This is a genomic window from Delftia sp. HK171, from assembly GCF_001886655.1.
Classification (GTDB): domain Bacteria; phylum Pseudomonadota; class Gammaproteobacteria; order Burkholderiales; family Burkholderiaceae_C; genus Comamonas; species Comamonas acidovorans.
Map to the genome: position 1 here is coordinate 5,563,847 of NZ_CP018101.1, position 19,743 is coordinate 5,583,589.

Consider the following 19,743-nt stretch of genomic DNA (forward strand, 5'->3'; position numbering starts at 1 on the left):
CACCCTAGCCAAACCCTAAATAACCGTCTTCTTTAATTAGAATAATTATTAATCTTCACTCAAGCAAAAAAACATCAATCCATTCAAATTATCAAAACCATCATGCACAAGAAAATTTCCTCAACTCGGCATCTTTTCGGATTCTATATTTTAATGAAATTATTGCTTACACACACACCAAGCTTTGCCGTCTTTGATTTTCCTTTGGAATATAAATTATCACTAACCGACTCATATGAGCATTATTGCAAATCAGTCACGCCTGAGGCGTTCGAGAAATGGAAGAAAAAGATGGAAACCTCATATAGCGACACAACAAAGGAACAGCAAGCCGCGTCAAGAAAAACGGAAGAATACAAAATGATTAATGATTATATAATGAATGAAATCAAAGAATCATTTCCAGAATCAAACTCAGAAAAAAAGAAAGAATGCCTGGATATGTTAAATTAAAATAATTATTCTCCACCACTTTTTGCAAGACATGTATACAAGCGAAAATTAGTATACATACTTGAAAACATCATAAATTATCTGAAATGGTAAAAATATTTCAACATTTCCTACGGCAACTCAAAAAATTCGAACAAGATGATGCAAGACAACAAAGGATTACAGAATGGAATATGAACACATATCAAATTAATTCAAGAATCATTTAACGATTCACATTCAAAAACAATTAACAGATACTTTTTATTAATTGAGATTTCCATGACCTTCTCAAGAATACCAAATCACATTTCGAAATTAAACAAAGCCAATAGGAGAGTCAATACAGAACATGGAAATAGCCTTTGAGCGGAAATTGCAACCACAGGCATTGCACTCCATCGCGGATATCTGGCCATCAGCTACTAGATCGGCTAGCAGCTTTATGTAGAAAAACGATCTTAGAATTTTGGATTTCTAGGGAGAACCAAGCTTCATCAACGTCAGAACATCGCTTCCATTTTTGGGAAGATGGTAGAGGTGGGCAAAGACATTGCCTGGGTTGGCGTAAATGATAGGAAGCTCCTAGTACACCGCATCAGTCATCAAGACCAATCAGTCCATACAAGCATAGATACAGAATCAGGTGTAGTGGCATCCGGCAATGATTTCAACTACGTGCATGCTTATGGCAACGAGCTGCATATCGTGAGCGCGGACTCTCGCCTCAAGACCGACTCAGGCGCCAATCGCACCGAATTCTGTTTCATTGAAAGCCGGGATTTCTGAACTGCCCTGGCATTTCAAGGCAGCCACAGGCCATGACCTGACCGTGGCCTGCCCCAAGCCGGCGTCATCCTGCCGGCCCTTCCCCTCACCGCAACGTAAACACCTCCAGCGACCGCTCCAGCGACTGGGCGCTGGCACGCAGCGAGCCTGCCGCGCCGGCCGATTGTTCGACCAGGGCGGCGTTTTGCTGGGTGACGGAGTCGAGCTGGGCCACGGCGTCGTTGACCTGGGCGATGCCTACGGATTGTTCGCGCGTGGCGATGCTGATCTGGTGGACCAGATCGCTGACGCGGCCCACGGCGTCGACCATGCCGTCGATGGTGCGGCCTGCGGCGTCCATGCGGGCGTTGCCATCGTTGATGCCGTCCACGGTGCGGTTGATGAGGCCGCTGATTTCCTTGGCGGCTGAGGCGCTGCGCTGGGCCAGGGCGCGCACTTCGCCCGCCACGACGGCAAAGCCGCGGCCCTGCTCGCCTGCGCGTGCTGCTTCGACGGCGGCATTCAGGGCCAGCAGGTTGGTCTGGAAGGCAATGCTTTCGATCACGCCGATGATCTCGCCCATGCGGCGCGAGGAGCCGCGGATGTGCTCCATGGCAGCGCCCACTTCCTGGATGGCGGCGCCGCTCTTGCCGGCAACCTGGCGGCTCTGGTCGCTTTCATGGGCCATGAGCTGGGCCGTGTCGGCGGTCTGCGCCACGGTGCCTGATATCTCTTCCATCGAGGCCGCCGTCTGCTGCAGGCTGGTGGCCTGGGATTCTGTGCGCTGCGCGAGGTCGAAGCTGCCCTGGGCGATCTCGTGGGCGGTGGTGGCAAAGCCGCGCATTTCGGTGCGCACGTCGCCGACCACGGCGCGCAGGTTGATCTGGATTTGCTGCAGCCGCTGCATCAGGGCGCCCATGGGGCCGCTGTAGTCGTGCTGCATGTTGGTGCCCAGCTGGCAGCTGGCAATGTCGGCGGCAAAGCCGCTGGCCTGCTCCAGGCCCGCCACGCAGCGCTGCTGGAAGCGCCACAGCACAAAGCTGCCACCCGCCAGCAAGGCGGCCAGGCGCGTGCCCCAGGCTGCGGCGCCCTGCCAGCCCAGCAGGTCGGGCAGCATGGCCGCCAGGCCCACGCCGCCCAGCATCAGCGCCATGCGGGCTGTCAGGCCCAGGTCGCTGCGGCGGTCCCACAGGCCTGCCAGGCCCAGGCGGCGCAGTTCACCGCCGCGCAGTCGCAGGGTTTCCTGGCCGGCATCGGCTTCGGCGCGCATGCGGGCATAGAGGGCTTCGGCGGCTTCGATCTCGTCCGGCCGGGGCTTGGTGCGCACCGACAGGTAGCCGCGTGGCCGGCCGCCTTCCATGATGGGCGTGACGTTGGCGCGCACCCAGTAGTGGTCGCCGTTCTTGCGCCGGTTCTTGACCAGGGCAGTCCATGGGTAGCCGTGGGCGATGGTGCGCCACATGTCCTTGAAGGCGGCGGCCGGCATGTCCGGGTGGCGGATCAGGTTGTGCGGCTGCTCGATCAGTTCCTCGTAGGAATAGCCGCTGACCCGCACGAAGGCCGGGTTGCAATGGGTGATCTCGCCCTTGGTGTTGGTGACGGATACCAGCAGCTCATCGCCCGGAAAGTCGTAGTTGAGCTGGCTGACGGGCAAATTCACGCGCATGGGTACCACTCCTTTGGGATGTCTCTTGTTCTTGTGAAATGGCATGGCGAAACGCTCTGAAGCCACCGGAATCCATCAAACGGAAACACAAATTCACATTTCCAAATCATCTCACAGCACGGCAACCGCAGTCTCATGCTCGGAACTGGTGCATGGGTTTACAGCGTGTGCGCCAGATTTGTGGTGATGATTCAGAACAGTTGAGGTGTAAAGGGATCGCTGTCCGGCGCGGCCTGTGCCGGTCCCCTGAGCAGTTGCTCGCGCGCCAGCGGGTCGTGGGCGGTGGCGTTCCAGTCGGCCGTGCGAACGAGGTTGCCCACGCGCACGCCCAGCAGGCGCAGCCGCTTGGCCAGGGGCACGCGCTTGAGGCATTGGCCTGCGGCGCGGCGCAGGGTGGCGGCATCGGCCATGGGCAGCTCCAGCGTGTGGTCGCGCGTGGCGGTCTTGAAGTCGTCGTAGCGCAGCTTGATGCCGACGGTGCGGCCCATGTAGCCCTTGCGCTGCAGGTCCTGGGCCAGGCGTTCGCACAGGTCGGTGAAGATGGCGCTCAGCTCGGCCCGGTCGCGCACGGCGTGCAGGTCGCGCTCGAAGGTGGTTTCGCGGCTCATGGAGACGGGCTCGCTGTGCGTCACCACGGGCCGCTCATCGCGCCCCCAGGACACGCCATGCAGCCAGTTGCCGTAGGCGCGGCCGAACCACTGCACGAGCTGGGGCAGGCTTTGCTTGGCCAGCTCGCCAATGGTCTGTATGCCCAGCGATTGCAGCTTGGCATCGGCCTTGGGGCCTATGCCATTGATCTTGCGGCAGGCCAGCGGCCAGATCACGGCCTGCAGATCGTCGGGCTGGACGATGGAGATGCCGTTGGGCTTGTTGAATTCGCTGGCCATCTTGGCCAGCAGCTTGTTGGGCGCCACGCCGATGGAGCAGGTCAGGCCTGTGGCGTCGGTGATGGTTTTCTGGATCAGCCGCGCCAGCACGCGCCCGCCTTCGCGCTGGCCGCCAGGCACGTCGGTGAAGTCGATGTAGACCTCGTCCACGCCGCGGTCCTCCATCAGCGGGGCGATGGAGACGATGATTTCCTTGAACATGCGTGAGAAGCGCCGCACCTCGGCAAAGTCCACGGGCAGCAGGATGGCCTGGGGGCACAGGCGCGCGGCCTTCATCATGCCCATGGCCGAGCCCACGCCAAACTGCCGCGCCGGGTAGGTGGCCGTGGTGATCACGCCCCGGCCCACGTAGTCCTTGAGGCGCGAGAACTCGTCCACCGGAATCTCGTGCAGCCGGCCGGCGTAGCGCGCATCCAGCGCCTCGTCGTGCGCGCGGCGTCCGCCGCCGATGACCACGGGCAGTCCCTTGAGCTGCGGATAGCGCAGCAGTTCCACCGACGCATAGAAGGCGTCCATGTCCAGGTGGGCGATGCGGCGCGGGGGCGCAGCATCGGCAGGGCTTGCGGGTGTCGGGGGTGTCGTGGGTGTCGTTTCAGGCACGCCGCCATTATTGCGGCAACTGTGCATTCATACAGCCTGCAAGGCTTGTTCACACAGGCCCTGGACCATTCATCCCTGCAGGCAGATCAGCACCAGTCCGAGCACCATCAGAGCCATGCCGATCATTTCCTGGCGGCTCAGGCTTTCGCTGAGCACGCGGCGCGAGACGATGTAGCTGAACACCACCTCGACCATGCCCAGCGTGCGCACGGGTGCCGCGCCCTGCATGGCGTAGGCGGTGAACCAGGCCAGCGAGGCGGCCGCGCCCATGCCGCCGGCCAGCAGCGAGACGCGCCAGGCGCGGAAGATGGGGCGCAGGCCCTGCGCGTGGGTGCGCGCGATCCAGGCGCCCAGGCCCAGGGTCTGCATGAGCTGGGCGATCAGCACGCCCCAGGCGCCCGACAGCCAGGGAGATATCTCGCCCAGGCGCGCCAGTTCCACGGCGCCACCCCGGTAGCCCACGGTGGCGATGGCAAAGCAGGCACCGCAGGCCAGGCCGTAGAGCGCCGAGCGGCTGGCCCAGGCCGACAGCGACAGCATCTGGCCGCGCGGCGGCAGCGACAGGATGAGCACGCCGAAGGTGGCCAGCGCCATGGCCGCCAGCGCCACGGCGGTGGGCAACTCATGCAGGAAGATGCCGGCGAACAGGGCCACCTGCAGCACCTCGGTCTTGGACAGGGTGACGGCCACGGCGAAGTTGCGCTCCTTCATGGCCAGCAGCAGCGCCGCCGTGGCCGCGACCTGGAAGAAGGCCCCCAGCGCGATCCAGCCGAGATAGGCCCAGGAGAACCGGGGCAGCGACCAGGCGCCATCGCCTCCCAGGTACAGCGCCAGCAGGTAGATGCCTGCAAACGGCAGGCCGTACAGAAAGCGCACCAGGGTGGCCGGCAGGGTGCCGAGCTCGGCGGTCAGCGAGCGCTGCGCCGTGTTGCGCACAGTCTGGGCGGCTGCGGCGAACAGCACCACGGGCACCCACAGCCAGGTCAGGTCTTGGAGGGAAGAAAGCATGTCGGCAAAAAAGGGAAGGCACCGCCGGCAAGGCGCGGGCGGCTGAGTGCCGGCCAGCATAGCCGCCGGTCGGGCACCAGGCGCACGCGCTTGGAGAAGGCTGCCGCGCCCGGCAGCGAAACAGAGGCCGGCCAGCCAGCGCTGCACGCGCGCCCTGCTCTGGCCAGGGCAAGCAGGCTGCGTTGTGCAGCAGCACGGCCGTCGCCAATGGCGAGCGGGCCTGCGCTGCGCGCTACAGGTCGCGCCGGATCAGAGCGCCCTTGAACAGCACCGGTCCCGTGGGCCCGGTCTGGCTGGGCACGCCGCCCTTGGGCTCCAGGCTGATGGCCAGGGCAGGCACGCCCTGGACCTCGGCAGCCGCAGCGGTCAGCTTGACCAGCTTGTCGCGTCCCAGCACGCCCAGCGATTGCGGGCCGCCCTGGGGCGGCAGGGCCCACAGCTGCAGTGATTTGTCGGAGGCCTCATGGAAGTCGCCCACGCGCTGCAGCACCAGGGTGTTCTTGCCGGGGTCGAAGGTCACGAGCATGGAGGCATCGGCCTTGTCGTCGGCCAGCACGGCCACATACTGGATCTGGGGCGCGGCCTGCAGCGCAGCCTGGGTGGCCTGCAACTGGTTGTTCAGCACGGCCAGCTGGCGCTCGCCGCTTTGGCGCAGGTCCTGGTGCGACCACAGCCCCACGGCCACGGCCGCCACGGTGGCGCAGGCGCCCAGCACGGCGGCGCCGCGCCACCAGGCCAGGGCGCGGCCCACGGCGGATTCCGTGCGCCGGGCCATGCCAGGCGCATCGTCGGCGCGCCGCCGGTGCGCCTGGGCGGCGCGGGCCTTTTCGGCCTGCAGCAGGTTGTCGATACGGACCCAGACCGCATCGTCAGGGCGTACGGGCGCCTGCATTTCGGACAGGGCCGACCAGCGGCCCTGCCACAGCAGGGCGGCAGCGCGCACCGGGGCCTGGTCACGGGCCAGTTGCTCGAAGCGGCGGCGTGCCGCGCCCCGCAGCGTGCCCAGGGCGTAAGCGGCGGCCAGCCGGTCCAGCAGTTCGGGGTGTCGGGAAATATTCATGGCAAATCCTTTGGCCGCTCAGAGCATGTCAACTGCTTCACGCATGGCGTGACAGGCAGCGGCGCAGCTGCTCCAGGCCGCGCCGTATCCAGGTCTTGACCGTGCCCAGCGGCAGTTGCAGCTGGCCCGCCAGCTCGCCATGGCTGAGGTCGCGCAGATAGGCCAGGCTGACCACCTCGCGCTGGCGGCCTTCCAGCCGCTCCAGGCACTGGTACAGCGCCACGGCCTGTTCGCTGGCCTCGGCCAGTTGCAGCGGGCCCTGGCTTTCATCGTTCCCACCGCCATGGGCCGCCAGTTGCGCCTCGTCGAACTCTTCGTTCAGGTGCAGGCGTTCGGCGCGGCGACGGCGCAGAAAGTCCAGGGCCCGGCTGCGCACCACCAGGCCCATCCAGGCCAACGGCGGGCTGAGCGTGCCCCGGTAGCCCGAGGCGCTGCGCCAGATGTGCAGGTAGCTGTCCTGCAGCACGTCTTCGGCCCAGTCCTTGTGCCGCAGGATGCGCAACGCCAGCCCGTACAGCCGGGACGAGGTGGCCTCGTACAGGCTGCGGAGCGCGGGCTCGTCCTGCGCTGCGATGCGGTCCAGAAGGTCCATCAGCTCTTGGTCGGTTGGTGTGGTGCCCATGCACGCATTGTGGGCGAGCGGGCGGCCCCGTGGCCCGCACTGTTGCGTGGCCGCCCGGGGGCTTGTTCTGTCTTTCGATCGGATTCAAGGGGCATATCGGTGCTCAGCCGGGGGTTTGCAGAAGGTCTGGCAGGGGTCTCCCGGCTTGCACCGGCTCTCCGTGAGCAATACGCAGCGCATTGCGAACCGGATGCGGATAAATTTTTTTCCATCCAGGTGAATCCAGCCGCTGCCTTGCTGCGTATTCCCTGTGTCGCGCCCCGGACAGCGGTTCAAGGCGACACCCCTCAACCCATCGACCTGGAGACCTTCATGAGCTACATCCTCCCCCTCGGCCTGGCCACCATGGCCGCACTGACCCTTGGCGCCTGCTCCTCCATGGACATGGGCAAGAGCTATTCCCAGACCGACCTGCCGGCCGCCGTGCAGGTGCCCGCAGGCCACAAGGTTGCCATGGAGACGGTGGGCATAGGCCAGATCACCTATGAATGCCGCGCCAAGAAGGACCAGGCGATGGAGCAGGAATGGGCCTTTGTCGGCCCCGATGCGCGTTTGACGGACCGCCAGGGCCGCGTCATCGGCCGCTACTTCGGCCCGCCCGCCACCTGGGCGCACCAGGACGGCTCCAAGGTCACGGCCACCCAGGTCGCCGTGGCTCCGTCCAGCGCGGGCAACATCCCCATGCAACTTGTCAAGGCCGAGCCCGCCACCGGCATGGGCGCCATGCAGGGCGTGACCTATATCCAGCGCGTGGCCACGCGCGGCGGCGTGGCCCCTTCCATGGCCTGCAACAGCTCCACGCTGGGCCAGAAGCAGGTCGTGCAGTACCAGGCCGACTACATCATCTGGAAGGCCGCCTGACGCGGCCCGGCCCCCCCCCTACGGCCTGTCGCCCCTGGCCCCGAAGGCCGAGGGCGGCATGCCGAACTGGCGCCTGAAGGCCAGCGAATAGGCGCTGTGGCTTTCATAGCCGGCCTCCAGCGCCACCTGCACGATGGGCCTTCCGGCCAGCAGCGCCTGCATGGATGACAGCAGCCGTGCGCGCTGACGCCAGCGGCCAAAACTCATTCCCGTGGCCTGTAGAAAGTGGCGATGGAAGGTCTTCTCGCCCATGGTCAGCCGTGCAGCCCAGCCGGCGGCTGTGGCGGCAAAGCCATCCGCCCCGTCTCCTTCGGCCAGCGCATGGCAGACAGCAGCCATGCGCGCATCCTGCGGCCAGGGCAGGTGAAACGGCACCACGGGCGGCTGGCGCAGCTCCTGCAGCAATAGCTCGACCACCATGGATTCACGCCGCCCCGGCGGTGCCGATGCAGGCCAGCGCGCCACCTCGCTGATGAGTTCGCGCAGCAGGGGAGAGACCTCGATCACGCAGTCCGTACCCGGCAGGGCTGCAGCGGCCTGCGCATCGACGAACAGGCTGCGCACCTGTACCGCGCCGCGCATGCGCAGGCCGTGGGGCACGCCCGAGCGCAGCCAGACGCCGCGCGTGGGCGGCACCACCCAGCGCCCGCTGCCTGCGCGCACCTCCAGCACCCCCTGCACGGCATAGAGCAGCTGGCAGCATTCGTGGGAGTGTTCCTCCACCTCCAGCCCCGCCGGATAGTCGGCGGCCACGCCCGTGACCGGCAGCGGTGCGGCGGCCTGCAGCTCGGGCAGCCCGGCATGGCTGCAGGGAACGGAGGCTGCCGAAGCCGGGACATGGGTCGTGCGCATATTGTCCAGATCCATATAGAAAATGAGAAATTCTATAAAGACAGACAAGCACCCTGCCCGCAAACTGGCACCCGTTCCCTGTGATTCACCGCCATCGCACCATGCACCGCCTGCCCTCGCCCTCCCTACCACCCCTGGCCCATGGCCGGGGTCCGGGCGCCTGCGCAGGCGCCGCATTTCGCACCGACTCTCCCTGATCCCGGCCTGGCGCAGCTTCCCACACCGGGAAGCCAGGAGAGCGGGGCCGCCGGCCGATCCGGTGGCTGCAAACCCCAGCGTTTCCTGCGAGGCCCGCATGCTGAAGAATCCCGCGTCCAGATACCTTCCCTTCCCCGCCATCGACCTGCCCGAGCGCCAATGGCCCTCACGCCAGCTGAGCCAGGCGCCCGTGTGGCTGTCCACCGACCTGCGTGATGGCAACCAGGCCCTGTTCGAGCCCATGAACCGCGAGCGCAAGCTGCGCCTGTTCCACGAACTGGTGCGCATAGGCTTCAAGGAGATCGAGGTTGGCTTTCCCTCGGCCTCGCAGACCGACTACGGCATCGTGCGCCACCTGATCGACAACGGGCTGATCCCCGGCGACGTGACGCCCATGGTCATCACCCAGCTGCGCGAGGACCTGATCCGCGCCACGGTGGACAGCGTGGCCGGAGCGCGGCGCGCCATCGTGCACTTCTACAACGCCATTGCCCCGGCCTGGCGCGAGATCGTCTTCGGCATGCAGGTGCCCGAGATCATCGCCATGGTGGAGCACCACATCGCCCTGCTGCGCGAACTGACCGATGCCCACCCCGAGACCGAATGGGTGCTGCAGTACTCGCCCGAGACCTTCTGCATGGCCGAGCTCGACGTGTCGCTGGCCGTGTGCAACGCGGCCATCCGCGCCTGGGATGCAGGCCCCGCGCGGCCCATGATCATCAACCTGCCGACCACGGTGGAAGTGAGCACGGCCAATGTCTTCGCCGACCAGATCGAGTGGATGCACCGCCGCCTGGAACGGCGCGAGCACATCGTGCTGTCCGTGCACCCGCACAACGACCGGGGCACGGGCGTGGCCTGCGCCGAGCAGGCGCTGCTGGCCGGCGCCCAGCGCGTGGAAGGCTGCCTGTTCGGCAATGGCGAGCGCAGCGGCAACCTCGATGTGGTGACGCTGGCGCTGAACCTCTACACGCAGGGCATCGCGCCGGGCCTGGATTTCTCGGACATCGCCGCCGTGGCGCGCATTGCGGAGGAATGCACGGCCCTGCCCATCCATCCGCGCCACCCCTATGTAGGCGACCTGGTGTTCACGGCGTTCTCGGGCTCGCACCAGGACGCCATCGCCAAGGGCTTTGCGGCGCAGCGGCCCGATGCGCCCTGGCGCGTTCCCTACCTGCCCATCGACCCGCAGGACCTGGGCCGCACCTACGACAGCATCGTTCGCGTCAACAGCCAGTCGGGCAAGGGCGGCATTGCCTTTTTGCTGCAGCGCGACCATGGCGTGACCATGCCGCGCCGCATGCAGGTGGAGTTCAGCGCCGTGGTGCAAAAACAGGCGGACGCCTGCGAGGCCGAGCTGGCCAGCGACGACCTGTGGAAGCTGTTCGAGGCGACCTACCTCGCACCCCTGCAGCTTCCCTGGCACTACCGCAGCCACCACCTGTTCGACAGCGCCCAGGGCCAGGGCATTGCGCTGGAAGTGGTGCGGCCAGACGGCCTTCGACTGCAGCTGTATGGCGAAGGCAGCGGCCCCATCGATGCCGTGGCCGCCGCCCTCGGCCAGCACCTGGGCGTGGCGCTGCGCATTGACCACTACGAGGAGCGCAGCCTGGGCCAGGGCGCCGGGGCCATGGCGCTGGCCATCGTCGAGGCCGCCCTGCCCGGCGTGGCGGGCACGCGCTTCGGTGCGGGGCGCCATGCCAACATCGTGACCGCGTCCATCCTGGCCGTGCTGCATGCGGCGGGCCGGCTGGTGGCGGCGCAGCCGGAAAGCCGGCGCGTACCTGCCCAAGCCTGAGGCGCAGCCTGAAAGGAAAAAAGGACCGCCGTGGCGGTCCTTTTCTCGTGCGGCTTTTGCCGGTTCAGCGCACGGCGCCCGGATAGGTTCCGGGCAGCAGGATGCTGCGGTCCACGGTATCGATCTGCGTATGGCCGCAGAAGGCCATCGTGGTCTCCAGCTCCTTCTGGATGATCTGCAGTGCACGCGTCACGCCGTCCTGGCCGTAGGCGCCCAGGCCGTAGAGGAAGCTGCGGCCGATCATGGTGCCCTGGGCGCCCAGGGCACGCGCCTTGAGCACGTCCTGGCCGCTGCGGATGCCGCCGTCCATCCAGACCTCGATGTCCTTGCCCGCCGCCTCGGCAATGCCGGGCAGCGCCTCGATGGACGAGGGTGCGCCGTCGAGCTGGCGGCCGCCGTGGTTGCTGACGATGAGCGCATCGGCGCCGCTGTCGGCCGCCAGTCGCGCGTCCTCGGCGTCCATGACGCCCTTGAGGATGAGCTTGCCGCCCCAGAGCTTCTTGATGCGCTCCACATCGCCCCAGTTCAGGCTGGGGTCGAATTGGCTGGCGGTCCACGACGACAGCGAACTCATGTCGGCCACGCCATCCACATGGCCGACGATGTTGCCGAAGGTGCGGCGCTTGGTGCCCAGCATGCCCAGGCACCAGTGCGGCTTGGTCGCCAGGTTGGCCAGGTTGCGCAGCGTGGGCTTCGGGGGCGTGGACAGGCCGTTCTTGATGTCCTTGTGGCGCTGGCCCAGGATCTGCAGGTCCAGCGTCAGCACCAGGGCCGAGCAGTTGGCTGCACGGGCACGCTCGATCAGGCGCTCCATGAACCGGCGGTCACGCATCACATAGAGCTGGAACCAGAACGGATGGCGGGCCGTGTGTTCGGCAATATCCTCGATGGAGCAGATGCTCATGGTGGACAGCGTGAACGGAATGCCGAAGGCCTGGGCCGCGCGCGCGCCCAGGATCTCGCCATCGGCGTGCTGCATGCCGGTCAGGCCCGTGGGCGCAATGGCCACGGGCATGGCCACCTGCTGGCCGATCATGGTGGTGCGCGTGCTGCGCCCCTCCATGTTCACGGCCACGCGCTGGCGCAGCTTGATCTTCTGGAAGTCGTCCTCGTTGGCGCGGTAGGTGCCCTGGGTGTAGGAGCCCGAGTCGGCGTAGTCATAGAACATGCGCGGCACGCGGCGCTGGGCCACGACGCGCAGGTCTTCGATGCAGGTGATTTTGGAAAGGTCGGTGGACACGTTTTCTGGCTTTCTGGAACCCGCATGCCGCGGGACTGCCGAGCATGGTAGTGCGCAGGGCGCGTTCCAGTCACCCGTTCGGGTTTGAAGTGATTTGTGCGCCGATTGAAATTTTCTCTCTCGCAGCCCAACCGAGGGCTAACGCTAGTGTGCCAACCAGCCATGAGAGCGACGATCCGCCCCGCACAACATCCTAAAAACTCTTCAGGAGACGCTCCTATGGTTTGGCAGCAGGTCTACGACCCTCTTTCCAACATGTGGCTGTCCACACTGCTCGCGGCCATCCCGGTCGTGGTCATGCTGGTGGGATTGGGCTTTTTGCACATGAAGGCCCACCTGGCGGCCGGCGCCGGGCTGATTGCGGCGCTGGTGATCGCGGTCTTCGTCTACAACATGCCGGCAGGCATGGCCGGGCGCGCGGCGCTGTTCGGCGGCTTCACGGGGCTGCTGCCCATCGGCTGGATCGTCCTGAACATCATCTTCCTGCACCAGCTGACCGAGAAGAACGGCAGCTTCAAGATCCTGCAGGACTCCATTGCCGGCATCACCGAGGACAGGCGCATCCAGCTGCTGCTGATCGCCTTCGCCTTCGGCGCCTTCTTCGAGGGCGCGGCCGGCTTCGGCACGCCCGTGGCCGTGACGGCGGCCATCCTCATCGGGCTGGGCTTTTCGCCGCTGGCCGCCTCGGGCCTGTCGCTGATCGCCAATACCGCGCCCGTGGCCTTCGGCGCGCTGGGCACGCCGGTGATCACGCTGGCCAAGGTGCACGGCTACGACCTGATGGAGGTCACCGCCATGGTCGGCCGCCAGCTGCCGTTCTTCTCGGTGCTGGTGCCGTTCTGGCTGATCTGGGCCTTTGCCGGGCGCAAGGCCATGATGGAGATCTGGCCCATCATCCTGGTGACCGGCGTGTCCTTCGCCATTCCGCAGTACCTGGTGTCCAACTTCATCGGTCCCGAACTGGTGGACATCATCGCGGCCATTGTCTCCATGGTCTGCACGGTGGGCTTCCTGCGCATGTGGCAGCCCAGGACCATCTGGCGCTCGACCTCGCTCAAGGGCCATGAGAACAGCGGCGGCGAGGCCCAGGCGCCCCGCGCCGTGACCCAGCACCCGCGCGCCGACGTGATCCGCGCCTGGACGCCCTGGGCCATCCTCACGGTCTTCGTCTTCATCTGGGGCCTGCCCTCGGTCAAGGCCGCGCTCAACGGCCTGTTCGCCCCCGCCTTTCCCATGGAAGGCCTGCACAACCTGATCGAGAAGGTGCCGCCCGTCGTGCGCCAGCCCACCAAGGAAGGCGCCATCTACACGCTGAACCTGCTGTCGGCCACGGGCACGGGCATCCTGCTGTCGGCCATCGTGGGCGGCCTGGTCATGAAGTACAACCCCGTGCAACTGGTCAGCCAGTTCGTGCGCACCATCTGGCTGGTGCGCTATTCGCTCATCACCATCGTGCTGATGCTGGCCCTGGGCACGCTGACGCGCTACTCGGGCACGGACACCACGCTTGGCCTGGCCTTCGCCAACACGGGCGTGTTCTACCCCTTCTTCGGCACCCTGATGGGCTGGCTGGGCGTGGCGCTGACGGGTTCGGACACGGCATCGAACGTGCTGTTCGGCGGCATGCAGAAGGTGGCGGCCGAGCAGCTGGGCCTGTCGCCCAACCTCATGGGCGCGGCCAACAGCTCGGGGGGCGTGATGGGCAAGATGATCGATGCGCAGTCCATCGTCGTCGCCTCCACGGCCACGCGCTGGTTCAACCATGAGGGCGACATCCTGCGCTACGTGTTCTTCCACTCCGTCGCCCTGGCCTGCCTGATGGGCATCTTCGTGACGCTGCAGGCCTATGTCTGGCCGTTCCGCCTGATGGTCAATTGAGCCCTGCGCATCTGCGCCAGGCTACAGCCGCCCGCATGCGCCGGGCGGCTTTTTTACGCCTGGGGTAGGCATCGCTGCATCAACAGATGCGCAGCGGCATTTATGGTTGTACCATGCAACCATATTCAAACCCTGCACGGCCCCAAGGAGCACCCATGCCGCAGCACGATCTTTCCCTGGTGGATGGCATCCGCGCCGCCTCGCGCCAGATGGTGCGCGAGCTGGGCTTCATGCAGGCCACGCTGGCGGCCACGGACTACCCGCCCTCGGCCGTGCATGCCATTCTGGAGATCGGCGCACAGGGGCGCATGGCGGCCTCGCAGCTGGCACTGGTCCTGGGGCTGGAGAAATCCAGCGTCAGCCGCATGGTGCGCAAGCTGGTGGAGGCGGGCGAGCTGAAGGAGGCCGCCGATGGAGAGGATGGCCGCGTCAAGCAGCTGGCCCTGACCGCCAAGGGCCGGCGCACGCTGGCCGCCATCGAGGCCTTCGGGCGCCAGCAGGTGACGGCGGCGCTGGACCGCATGCAGGCGCCGCAGCAGCAGGCCGTCGCCCAAGGGCTGGCACTGTACGCCCGGGCGCTGCAGGCGCACCGGCAGGAGGAGCCCCTGCCCCAGCCCCAGCCCGTACCCGCACAGATACAGGTCCTGCCCGGATACCGGCCCGGCTGCCTGGGCCGCATCGTGGACATGCATGCGCGCTTTTATGCGCGCCACGCAGGCTTTGGCGTCTTCTTCGAAAGCCGCGTGGCCAGCGGCCTGGCCGAGTTCGCCGGCCGGCTGGACAAGCCCTGCAACCAGCTGTGGACGGCGCTGGACGGCGACCGCGTCGTGGGCTCCGTGGCCATCGATGGAGAGGACCTTGGCAAGCACCCCGAGGGCCGCCAGGCGCACCTGCGCTGGTTCATCCTGGAAGACGGCCTGCGCGGCGCCGGCACGGGGCGCAAGCTGCTGCAGCAGGCCCTGGCGTTCTGCGACCAGCAGGCCTTCGAGGCCACCCAGCTGTGGACCTTCCGGGGCCTGGATGCAGCACGCCGGCTCTACGAATCGTCAGGCTTCACCCTGGCCGAGGAATGGCCAGGCCAGCAATGGGGCGAGACCGTGATCGAGCAGCGCTTCGTGCGGCCACGCCCTGGCGTGGCGGCATGGGCAGTCCAGGCCCCCTGAGTCAGGAGCCCTGCTCGCCCGCCACCAGCACGAAGGCAATGCGCGCAGGCCGGCCCGAGCGGTTGGCCCAGGCATGGTTGGTGCCGCGCTGTATGAGCACGTCACCGGCGCGCAGCACGGTTTCCTGGCGATCCAGGATGGCGACCAGCTCGCCCTCCAGCATCAGCGCGTAGTCCACGGTATCCGTGCGGTGCATGCCCGGATGCTCGCCGGGCTGCACGTTGCGGTGGGCGTCGCCGTACATGCGTGTAAAGGTGGCATGCAGGGCACGCGCCAGCTCCTGCGGATCGGCAGGTTCGGGCGGAATGTCCAGGATGCGCAGCACCGTGCCATAGGGCGGCGGTGCCACGCCCTGGTGGATGGCAATGGTGTCGGGCGCATTGATTTGCGCGGGTGAGGCATCGGTGCGCCACAGGTTGGTGATGCGGTAGCCGGGGCGTTCCTCGACCAGGCGCACGGCGGGCGAGGCGCCGTCCTCGGCGATGAAGGAGCGGCCCTGTGCGTCGTTGGCCGTGATCACGCGGCGGATGGGGGGCAGGCTGGAATCGGTCATGGATGAAGAGATGGGGGAAAGGAGGTCACTGCGCATGGCGTTCGGCCGCTGCGCCCTGTTTGCGGAATTCGTCGTGGATGCGCCGGTCCCACTGACGGCGGTCCTGGTGGAAGACCACCTGGTCGCCGCGCTGGGCCACCTGCCTGACGGCATCGGACCGAGCTGCAGCGGCGCAGGCAGCGTCCAGCCGGCCCAGCACCGCCTCGGGCACGCCACGCGGCACGAACAGGCCCGCAAACGATTCCTCCTGCACCGCCATGCCCAGTTCCTTGAAGGTGGGGACCTCGGGGAAGGCCGGGTGGCGGCGCTCCGAGGCCACGGCCAGCAGGCGCAGCTTGCCCGCGCGTATCTGGGGCGCAGCCGAGGCCGCGATGCTGCTGACGAAGTCCAGCCGCCCGGCCAGCAATTCCTGTATCGAGCCGGCATCGCCCTTGTAGGGCACATGCACAAGCTTGAGGCCCTGGTCGCGCTCCAGCTGGTCCATGGCCAGGAAGGGCGCCGAGTTCGGTCCCGGCGATCCGTAGCTCAGCGAGCCCTTCTTCGCCGCCGCCACCAGCTCGCCTATCGTCTTGAAAGGGCTGTCTGCGCGCACGCTGACGCCCAGGATATTCTCCGTCACGCCGCACAGCGGCTGCACGCTGTCGGGCCCCAGCTTCAGGCCCTTGACGTAGTGGGGCTGCACGGTGATGGGGGTCATGGGCGTGAAGGCCAGCGTCAGCCCGTCGGCCGGCGCCTGGGCCAGCACATTCATGCCGATCACGCCCGAGCCCCCATCGCGCGAGACCACGACCACGCTCTGGCCCAGCTGCTTGCGGAATTCCTCGGCCAGCGTACGCGCCATCACATCGGTGGAGCTGCCCGCCGCCCAGGGGTTGATGAGGGTCAGCGGCCGCGACGGGAACGGCTCCTGCGCGGTGGCCAGGGTGCAGCCCAGCGCCATCAGGGCGCCGAGCCACTTGCGGGTGGTCATGCTGTGTCTCCTTGTCGTTGTGTGATGGCTGCGCATGTTAATTCAGTCAGTCGACTGAATCAATCCATGCCACCACCATGCCATGGTTTGGTGCGGCAAGGGCCTGGCGCTGTCTATGATCCGCAGCCATGACGTCCAGCACCGATGACACCGCGGCCGAGGAACCCCGCGCCCAGGCCCGCGAACGCCTTCTGCAAGCCGCCGAGCAGCTGTTTGCGCGGCATGGCTACGCGGGCACGTCGCTGCGCGCCGTCATGGCGCTGGCCGATGTGGACACGGGCGCCATCCACTACCACTTCCGCAACAAGCTGGGCCTGCTCAAAGCCTTGTTCGAGCAGCGCGTGATGGCCGTCAACGGACAGCGCCATGCGCTGCTGCAAAGGCTGGAGCAGCAGTCGCCGCAGCCCGCCGTGGAGGACATTCTTCGGGCCTTCATCGCCCCCGCGCTGCGCGCCGCCCACAGCGAGGGCGAGGCCGACTTCAACCGCGTCACGGCCCTGTGTTCGGTCGATCCCGACCAGGCAGTCAGGGAGGTGGTTTTTGCCGCCTACGACGAGGCTGCCAAACGCTTTGCGGCCCTGCTGCGCCAGGCTCTGCCGCAGCTGTCGCAGCACGATTTCCAGTGGCGCCTGGAATGCATGTACGGCGCCATGATGTACATCCGCTCCGACAACGGCCGAGTCAGCCGCATGCTGGGCGGCGGCCACCGCGCCGACCCCGTGGAGCATGTGATCGACGAGCTGGTGGCCTTCACTGCGGCGGGCTTCCGTGCGGCGGGCATCCGCGCGGCGGGCCCCCGCGCTGCGCAGTGATCACGACCGGCGCCTGATCAGCGCCCGCCCGCGCGCGGAGCCACCACGCCGGCGCCGCGCACCTCCACCTGCACGCTGTCCAGCACCTGCCCCTTGGCATCGACCAGTTCCAGCCGGTGGCGGCCGGGCCAGGGCATCCAGGCGGCGGCAGCACCCCGGCCGATCTCCTTGGGCGGCGGCTCGGCCGCGCCGGGCGCGGCAGCACTGACCATGCGCCAGCGCAGGCTGGCGTCCTGCCATTCCTGCGTGGCGGCCGTGCCTGCGGGGCGGGCCGACAGCTGCACGCGCTGGCGGTCTGGCGGAATGTCGGGGTCCAGCGCGAGGATGGTGCCGTTGGCGGGGCGCGCAATGCGCACGGGCGAGGCGGCCGAAGTCCCGCGTGTTGATGCGGATGCGACAGGCAGGCCGCTGCCCGCCATGGCGAACAGGCTCTGCTGCGTGCCCGCCACGAACCATTCGCTGCGCGCGCTCTCCAGCGGCAGGCCCGACGCATCGGGACCGAAGCGCACGGCCTGCTGCAGCACGCCCGCCGGCGCCTTGGGCGCGCGGCTGGGCGTGTGGGCGTGCAGGAAGCCCATCACGGCGGCCCAGACAGGTGCCGCGCCGCTGGTGCCGCTGACCGAGTGCATGGCCTCGCCGCGCGCATTGCCCACCCACACGCCCACGGTGTAGCGCTGCGACCAGCCCACGGCCCAGTTGTCGCGCATGTCCTTGCTGGTGCCGGTCTTGACGGCCGACCAGAAGCGCGTGGCCAGCACGCTGTCGGTGCCGAAGGTGGGCGCGCGCGCCATGGGATCGGACAGGATGTCGCCCACGATGAAGGCCGCGCGTGCGTCGATGGCCTGCACGGGCGCAGCCGACTTTTGCGCTGCGGACCCCGCGCCCGTGGGCTGCGCCGCCCAGCGCACGGGCGTCAGTTGCCCGCCGTTGGCCAGGGCGCGGTAGGCGTTGGTGAGCTGCAGCAGCGGCACCTCGGCGCTGCCCAGCGCCAGGCTGAAGCCGTGGTAGCCGCCGCTTTCGCGCAGGGGCAGGCCCAGGCGCTGCAGTTGCGAGAAGAAGGCATCGGGTGTAACCATGACCAATGTGCGCACGGCCGGCACGTTGAGCGACGACGCCAGCGCCGTGCGCGCCGAGACCCAGCCCTTGAAGCGCCGGTCGTAGTTCTGCGGGATGTAGAGCCCGTTCTGCGTGGGAATGTGGGCCGATGAATCCTCGATCAGCGAGGCCGCCGTCAGCCGCCGCTCGGCAATGGCCTGGGCATAGAGAAAGGGCTTGAGCGTGGAGCCGGGCTGGCGCATGGCCGTGACGCCATCCACCTCGGCCGCCTGGCTCAATTCGCCCGACGAGCCCACCCAGGCCAGCACCTCGCCCGTGGCGTTGTCCAGCACGACGATGGCGCCGTCCTCCACGTTGCGGCCCTGCAGCTCACGCAGTTGCTGCTGCAGGCTTTGCACGGCAAAGCGCTGCACGTGCGCGCTCAGCGTGGAACGCACGCGGGCCTGGCCTTTGGACTGCGGCTCGGCCAGCAAGCGGCGCGCCAGATGCGGGGCCTGGCCTTCGCTGGCCGCCCATTGCCGGCGCAGCAGCACGCTGGCGGTGAGCAGTTCCATGGCCGTGCAATCGCGCGCCGCCGCGTCCTCGGGCGCCAGCGACTGCAGCACGCCGCAGGCGCGCCGGCCCACGCGCTCGGGCGAGGCGTTGGGCGCGCGCACCAGGGCGGCGGCAATGGCGGCCTCGCGCGCGTCCAGCCCGTGCGCGGCCTTGCCGAACAGGGTGCGCGACAGCGCATCGATGCCCACGATCTCGCCCCGGAAGGGCACCAGATTCAGGTAGGCCTCCAGGATCTGGTCCTTGCGCCAGCGCCGGTCCAGCACCTGGGCCGACACGGTCTGGCCCAGTTTCTGTACTACGCTGCGCCCGCCCGGGCCCTGGCGCCAGTCGCCGTCGAGCAAGCCCGCCAACTGCATGGTGATGGTGCTGGCGCCGCGCGTGCGCTGGTTCCAGAGGTTGCCCCAGGCGGCGGAGGACACGGCCGCCCAGTCCACGCCGCTGTGCTCGTAGAAGCGCTTGTCCTCGCTGAGCACCAGAGCCGTGCGCAGCGCAGGCGAGATGTCGGCCAGGGCCACCCAGTCGCCACGGCGCACGCTGGCGTCGGTGCGCTGGCGCTGCAGCACCTCGCCCTCGCGCGAGAGCAATTCGGTCTCGGAGGAGCGGTGGCCTTCGCGGACCTCGGAAAAGCTGGGCAGCGCCTGGGCGGCACCGGCCGCCGCGAACAGCAGCGCGGCCGCCAGGGCCGCGCGGGGAAGACGCATGAAGGGAGAAGGTCGCCGGGATTCGATCATGGAGCCGGCATTGTCCGCCTTTGCACCCGCGGC

16 protein-coding genes are annotated in these 19,743 nt (G+C 66.9%); 6 read left to right on the forward strand and 10 right to left on the reverse strand.

What is annotated here, in order from left to right:
- The first annotated feature begins 102 nt into the window (after positions 1–102).
- Positions 103–453: a hypothetical protein gene (locus BO996_RS29335; RefSeq protein WP_153053755.1), complete on the forward strand. Its 351-nt coding sequence runs from the start codon at positions 103–105 to the stop codon at positions 451–453.
- Positions 454–1,306: 853 nt separating this feature from the next.
- Here the strand turns inward: BO996_RS29335 and BO996_RS24900 are convergent.
- From BO996_RS24900 to BO996_RS24920, 5 genes are all read right to left on the reverse strand, one after another.
- Positions 1,307–2,866, reverse strand: coding sequence for a methyl-accepting chemotaxis protein (locus BO996_RS24900; RefSeq protein WP_012207084.1), 1,560 nt, complete (start codon positions 2,864–2,866; stop codon positions 1,307–1,309).
- Between the two features lie 191 nt (positions 2,867–3,057).
- Positions 3,058–4,380 carry a DNA polymerase IV gene (gene dinB, locus BO996_RS24905; RefSeq protein WP_071956653.1) on the reverse strand — a complete coding sequence of 441 codons (1,323 nt, stop codon included), beginning with the start codon at positions 4,378–4,380 and terminating at the stop codon, positions 3,058–3,060.
- 42 nt (positions 4,381–4,422) lie between these two features.
- Complete coding sequence (locus BO996_RS24910) at positions 4,423–5,361, reverse strand: DMT family transporter (protein WP_043821460.1); 939 nt, start codon at positions 5,359–5,361, stop codon at positions 4,423–4,425.
- 232 nt (positions 5,362–5,593) lie between these two features.
- Entirely contained in the window at positions 5,594–6,421 is an 828-nt protein-coding gene (locus BO996_RS24915) for an anti-sigma factor (protein WP_043821459.1), read from the reverse strand.
- 37 nt (positions 6,422–6,458) lie between these two features.
- The gene (locus BO996_RS24920) at positions 6,459–7,043 is read right to left on the reverse strand and encodes an RNA polymerase sigma factor (protein ID WP_013800973.1); all 585 of its coding nucleotides are present in this window, start codon (positions 7,041–7,043) and stop codon (positions 6,459–6,461) included.
- A gap of 312 nt (positions 7,044–7,355) precedes the next feature.
- On the opposite strand from BO996_RS24920, the gene BO996_RS24925 reads away from it, so the two are divergent.
- A complete protein-coding gene (locus BO996_RS24925; RefSeq protein ID WP_071956654.1) occupies positions 7,356–7,904 on the forward strand; it encodes a DUF3455 domain-containing protein in 549 nt (182 codons plus the stop codon).
- Positions 7,905–7,922: 18 nt separating this feature from the next.
- Here BO996_RS24925 and BO996_RS24930 read toward each other — a convergent pair whose 3' ends face one another.
- The gene (locus BO996_RS24930; protein ID WP_071957211.1) at positions 7,923–8,756 is read right to left on the reverse strand and encodes an AraC family transcriptional regulator; all 834 of its coding nucleotides are present in this window, start codon (positions 8,754–8,756) and stop codon (positions 7,923–7,925) included.
- A 295-nt stretch (positions 8,757–9,051) separates the two neighbouring features.
- On the opposite strand from BO996_RS24930, the gene BO996_RS24935 reads away from it, so the two are divergent.
- A complete protein-coding gene (locus BO996_RS24935; protein WP_071956655.1) occupies positions 9,052–10,752 on the forward strand; it encodes a 2-isopropylmalate synthase in 1,701 nt (566 codons plus the stop codon).
- Positions 10,753–10,816: 64 nt separating this feature from the next.
- On the opposite strand, the gene BO996_RS24940 is transcribed toward BO996_RS24935, so the two are convergent.
- Positions 10,817–11,992, reverse strand: a complete 1,176-nt coding sequence (locus tag BO996_RS24940; RefSeq protein ID WP_034396710.1) for an alpha-hydroxy acid oxidase — start codon at positions 11,990–11,992, stop codon at positions 10,817–10,819.
- 219 nt (positions 11,993–12,211) lie between these two features.
- Here BO996_RS24940 and BO996_RS24945 point away from each other — a divergent pair, with 219 nt between their 5' ends.
- Together BO996_RS24945 and BO996_RS24950 are read left to right on the forward strand one after the other, a co-directional pair.
- Positions 12,212–13,870 carry an L-lactate permease gene (locus BO996_RS24945; protein WP_013800968.1) on the forward strand — a complete coding sequence of 553 codons (1,659 nt, stop codon included), beginning with the start codon at positions 12,212–12,214 and terminating at the stop codon, positions 13,868–13,870.
- A 155-nt stretch (positions 13,871–14,025) separates the two neighbouring features.
- Positions 14,026–15,033, forward strand: coding sequence for a bifunctional helix-turn-helix transcriptional regulator/GNAT family N-acetyltransferase (locus BO996_RS24950; RefSeq protein ID WP_071956656.1), 1,008 nt, complete (start codon positions 14,026–14,028; stop codon positions 15,031–15,033).
- A gap of 1 nt (position 15,034) precedes the next feature.
- Here BO996_RS24950 and BO996_RS24955 read toward each other — a convergent pair whose 3' ends face one another.
- Together BO996_RS24955 and BO996_RS24960 are read right to left on the reverse strand one after the other, a co-directional pair.
- The gene (locus BO996_RS24955; protein ID WP_012207095.1) at positions 15,035–15,586 is read right to left on the reverse strand and encodes a cupin domain-containing protein; all 552 of its coding nucleotides are present in this window, start codon (positions 15,584–15,586) and stop codon (positions 15,035–15,037) included.
- Between the two features lie 25 nt (positions 15,587–15,611).
- Complete coding sequence (locus BO996_RS24960) at positions 15,612–16,556, reverse strand: tripartite tricarboxylate transporter substrate binding protein (protein WP_012207096.1); 945 nt, start codon at positions 16,554–16,556, stop codon at positions 15,612–15,614.
- Positions 16,557–16,684: 128 nt separating this feature from the next.
- On the opposite strand from BO996_RS24960, the gene BO996_RS24965 reads away from it, so the two are divergent.
- The gene (locus BO996_RS24965; RefSeq protein ID WP_071956657.1) at positions 16,685–17,368 is read left to right on the forward strand and encodes a TetR/AcrR family transcriptional regulator; all 684 of its coding nucleotides are present in this window, start codon (positions 16,685–16,687) and stop codon (positions 17,366–17,368) included.
- A 17-nt stretch (positions 17,369–17,385) separates the two neighbouring features.
- On the opposite strand, the gene pbpC is transcribed toward BO996_RS24965, so the two are convergent.
- Positions 17,386–19,710, reverse strand: a complete 2,325-nt coding sequence (gene pbpC, locus BO996_RS24970; protein WP_071956658.1) for a penicillin-binding protein 1C — start codon at positions 19,708–19,710, stop codon at positions 17,386–17,388.
- Positions 19,711–19,743: the final 33 nt, after the last annotated feature.